The sequence below is a fragment of the bacterium genome (assembly GCA_040755795.1).
Classification (GTDB): domain Bacteria; phylum UBA9089; class CG2-30-40-21; order CG2-30-40-21; family SBAY01; genus JBFLXS01.
In genome coordinates, this window is the sequence record JBFLXS010000384.1 from 1 (window position 1) to 3,974 (window position 3,974).

The following is a 3,974-nucleotide window of genomic DNA, read 5'->3' on the forward strand; positions in this document are numbered from 1 at the left end:
TCCTAATTTACAATTTGACAATTTTAAATAAGTTAAATAGACCTATTCCCTTCCTTTGCGTCCTTTGCGAAATCTTCCTTTGCGCTCTTTGCGGTTAAATCTTTATACCTTTAAAAAACTTGAACATTGAGTTATAGAATCTCTATCTCATAATCAATAATATATCCTTCACTCAGGTTCTTTTCAATTAAATTAACCACCTTAGCCAAAGTTTCATTCGCATGACGACAGCCCGTATTGACACACACTATCCCTAATGTTGCCTTTCGCCACAAATCCAATGAGTCTATCTCCGCAATAGACACATTAAATCTGTTTTTTACCCGGTCGATAAGTCCTTTCAAGACATACCGTTTATATTTTAAAGATTGGCTATTTGGAATATGTATGGTGATTTTACAACTGCCAATAATCATAATAATAAAAAAAGTGAAGAGTAAAATTCTTCACTTCTCATAGTTTTTGTATAATTTTTTCCTGAGTGAAAACCTCAATAGTATCTCCGATCTGGACATCAGCCATCTTTTCTAATCCAATACCACACTCAACCCCAGCCACAACCTCACTTACATCATCTTTAAATCTTCGTAAAGAGATTATATTCGTTTCGAGAATAGGCTTTCCATTTCTAATTACACGGGCATTTTTATTCTTAACTATTTTCCCTTCCTTGACATAACAGCCGCAGGCTGAGCCAATTTTAGAGGCTTTGAATATCTCTTTTATCTCGGCTACACCTAAAAGTATCTCTTTATACTTGGGTTCCAAAAGTCCTTCTAATGCCTTTTTGACTTCGTTGATGACATCGTAGATAATATTATAAGAGCGTAAATCTACGCCCTGTTTTTGAGCCAGATTTTTTATTTCTCCTCTTAGAGGGAGGTGGAAGCTAATAATGATTGCGTTTGAAGCCGCGGCTAACATCACATCAGATTCATTTACTTCGCCTATACTGGCATGTATTATTCTGGTTTTGACCTCTTTACTCTTTATTTTTTCAAATGAATGTCTTAACGCTTCAACAGACCCGGCGACATCTGCCTTGATAACGAGATTTAGTTCCTTGAGTTTTCCTTCTTTTATTTGAGAATAGAGTTCATCTAATGTAATTCGATGAGGCATTAGTTTTTTTTCTTCCTCTTGTAACTTCAGGCATATTTGCTTTGCCTTTTTTTCATCTTCAACTACACGGAAGGGGTCACCGGCACAACATATTTTAGAAAACCCAAGAACTTCAACTGGTGTTGATGGTCCTGCTGAGTTAATTTTTTCACCTTTATCGTTAAACATTGCCCTCACTCGTCCATAAGAGGTGCCAGAAACAAAGGCATCACCCTTTTTTAATGTTCCTTTTTGCACCAAAACAGTTGCCACAGGGCCTCTGCCTTTATCCAGTCTTGATTCAATTATTGTTCCTTGTGCCTCTCGATTTGGATTAGCCTTTAATTCTAACATTTCTGATTCTAAAAGTAACATTTCTAACAAATGGTCAAGTCCTATTTTTTGTTTTGCCGAGATTTCAGTAAAGATAGTTTTGCCACCCCATTTCTCCGCGACAAGCCCATAATCACCAAGTTGTTTATACACTCTTTCTATATTCACACCTGGCAGATCGATTTTGTTAATAGCAATTACTATTGGCACATTTGCCGCTTTAGCATGGTCTATTGCTTCAATAGTTTGAGGCATAAGACCATCATCAGCCGCGACGACTAATACGACCACATCTGTAACTTGAGCCCCTCTGGCTCGCATCGATGTAAATGCTTCATGACCCGGGGTATCTAAAAATACTACATTACCCCCATTTACATTTACTTTATAGGCACCAATATGTTGTGTAATGCCACCAGCCTCCTTTGCCGCCACATCTGTTTGACGAATAGCATCTAAAAGTTTAGTCTTACCATGGTCTACATGTCCCATAATCGTTACTACGGGTGCACGATGTTGTAATAATGATTCATCCTCACGCTCCCGAGCTATCTCTTCTTTTTGAGTCGCAATCTCAATATCGAGATGATAAATTAAATTACACTGGGCTATTATTTCTGGTGTTACTTGCTGATTAATTGGTGCCTTTATCCCCTTTGCAAATAGTGATTTTATTAATTCTGCAGATTTTATACCTATGGCTTTAGATAAATCACTTACCCGGGATGAAGAAGGAAGTATAATTTTTGTTTTTTCCTTTTTCACCGATTTAGCAAAAAGTTCCATTACCTTTTGTGCAGTTTCTGTATCAAGGCTACTTAAGGCACTTTTAATTGCTATCCCCAGTTCCTTCAATTCACGAACCAGGGCTTTATTATCCATATTTAATTTGTGAGCAATCTCATAAACACGCATTCTTTTCACCATACTTCCTATTGAAAATGTTTGCCACAAAGGGACGAAGATACAAAAAATCCAAAATCAGTTCATTCCCTTAACTATTTCCAGTATCTTCTGTGCTTTAACTTTGCCAAGATTAGAGACAGCAGTTAATTGTTCTATTGTTGCTCTGGCAATATCTTCTATTGTGTTAAATCCAGATTCTTTCAGTTTCTCCTCTAACTTGGGACCAACGCCAGGTAAATCTCTGATATTGCTAATTTTCTTTTCTTCCTTTTTAAACAACTCTTCTTTTGCTTTTTGGCGTAGTTCTCCTTCTCTTTCTTTATCTATCTGGGATTGACTTTTAATATCAATCTTCCAGCCTGTCAATTTAGCGGCTAATCTGACATTCTGACCTTCTTTTCCAATAGCTAAAGAGAGTTGTTCATCCGGAACAATGGCTATGGAAGCCTTTGTTTTCTCCTCGATAATCACTTCATTAACTTTAGCTGGAGAGAGTGAATTTTTAATAAATATTGCCGGGTCTTGAGAATGTCCAACTACATCTATCTTTTCGCCTTTTAACTCTTTAATGACTGCTTGAACACGCATTCCTTTCATTCCAACACAAGAACCAACCGCATCCACTTTAGAATCTGTTGACCCAACGGCAATTTTACTTCGATATCCGGGGTCTCGGGCGACTGAGACTACATTTATAATATGCTCATATATCTCTGGAACTTCCATTTCAAATAGCTTTTTTACCAAATCCGGATATGTTCGAGACAGAATAACCTGTGGCCCTTTATTGCCCATTTTTGTCTCAAGGATATAGCATTTTATTCGGTCGCCGACTCTATATCTTTCTTTTGGTAACTGTTCTCTTGGTGGTAGAATAGCTTCTATTTTGCCCAATTGAACAAAAACATTATATCTTTTTTCGGCGCGTTGAACTATACCGGTAACTACTTCACCTACCCGTGCCTTGAACTCTTCATAAAGCAGGCCTCTTTCCGCTTCTTTGATTCTTTGTGTAATCACCTGTTTAGCCGCTTGAGCGGCTATTCTTCCAAAACCATCAGGTAAAGATTCTTCCGCTATTTTATCACCAATATTAGCCTCTGGATTTATTTTTTTTGCCGCTAACAAAGAGATTTGAGTAAATGGGTTTTTGACCGCCTCAACCACTTCCTTTTTGGCGATGATATAAAATCCTTTTTTATTATCAAATTCAATCTCTATGTTCGTGCTTATGCCAAAGTTTTTTTTATAAGCGGATAGCAGAGCATCTTTCATCGCCTGAATTAATACTTCTTTCTTAATCCCTTTATCTCTTTCAAGTTGGACCAATGCCTCCTGTAATTCAGCTTTCACTTGAAATTCCTCCTTAAATATGTCGTATGTCGTATGTCTTATGTCCTATGTCTTACGACTTACGACTTACGACCTACGACTTATGACTTACGACTTATGACTTACGACTTATGACTTACATCTGCGGCACAAGATTTGCCTTTGCAATTTCTGAATACGGTATTTTAAAAATCTCATTATCTACTGCAATGATAACTTTCTCATCTTCAAAACCAAGTAATTTCCCTTTAAAATTCCTTCTCCCTTGATATTTTGCCAATGTCGTTATTTTACATTGATTA

Annotated in this window: 4 protein-coding genes; all 4 read right to left on the reverse strand. The window is 37.0% G+C overall.

Features of this window, described 5'->3' with window-relative positions; all coding sequences use genetic code 11:
- Positions 1–131: 131 nt before the first annotated feature.
- Positions 132–416 carry a DUF503 domain-containing protein gene (locus tag AB1414_17050; GenBank protein MEW6609122.1) on the reverse strand — a complete coding sequence of 95 codons (285 nt, stop codon included), beginning with the start codon at positions 414–416 and terminating at the stop codon, positions 132–134.
- Positions 417–453: 37 nt separating this feature from the next.
- Entirely contained in the window at positions 454–2,361 is a 1,908-nt protein-coding gene (infB, locus tag AB1414_17055) for a translation initiation factor IF-2 (protein ID MEW6609123.1), read from the reverse strand.
- A gap of 54 nt (positions 2,362–2,415) precedes the next feature.
- The gene (gene nusA, locus AB1414_17060) at positions 2,416–3,693 is read right to left on the reverse strand and encodes a transcription termination factor NusA (protein MEW6609124.1); all 1,278 of its coding nucleotides are present in this window, start codon (positions 3,691–3,693) and stop codon (positions 2,416–2,418) included.
- Positions 3,694–3,808: 115 nt separating this feature from the next.
- The gene (locus AB1414_17065; protein ID MEW6609125.1) at positions 3,809–3,952 is read right to left on the reverse strand and encodes a hypothetical protein; all 144 of its coding nucleotides are present in this window, start codon (positions 3,950–3,952) and stop codon (positions 3,809–3,811) included.
- Positions 3,953–3,974: the final 22 nt, after the last annotated feature.

What these genes read in the sequence shown, in the direction of transcription:
- infB (MEW6609123.1), bottom strand. Translation starts at nt 2,361, where the DNA reads ATGGTGAAAAGAATGCGTGTTTATGAGATTGCTCACAAATTAAATATG.
- AB1414_17050 (MEW6609122.1), bottom strand. Translation starts at nt 416, where the DNA reads ATGATTATTGGCAGTTGTAAAATCACCATACATATTCCAAATAGCCAA.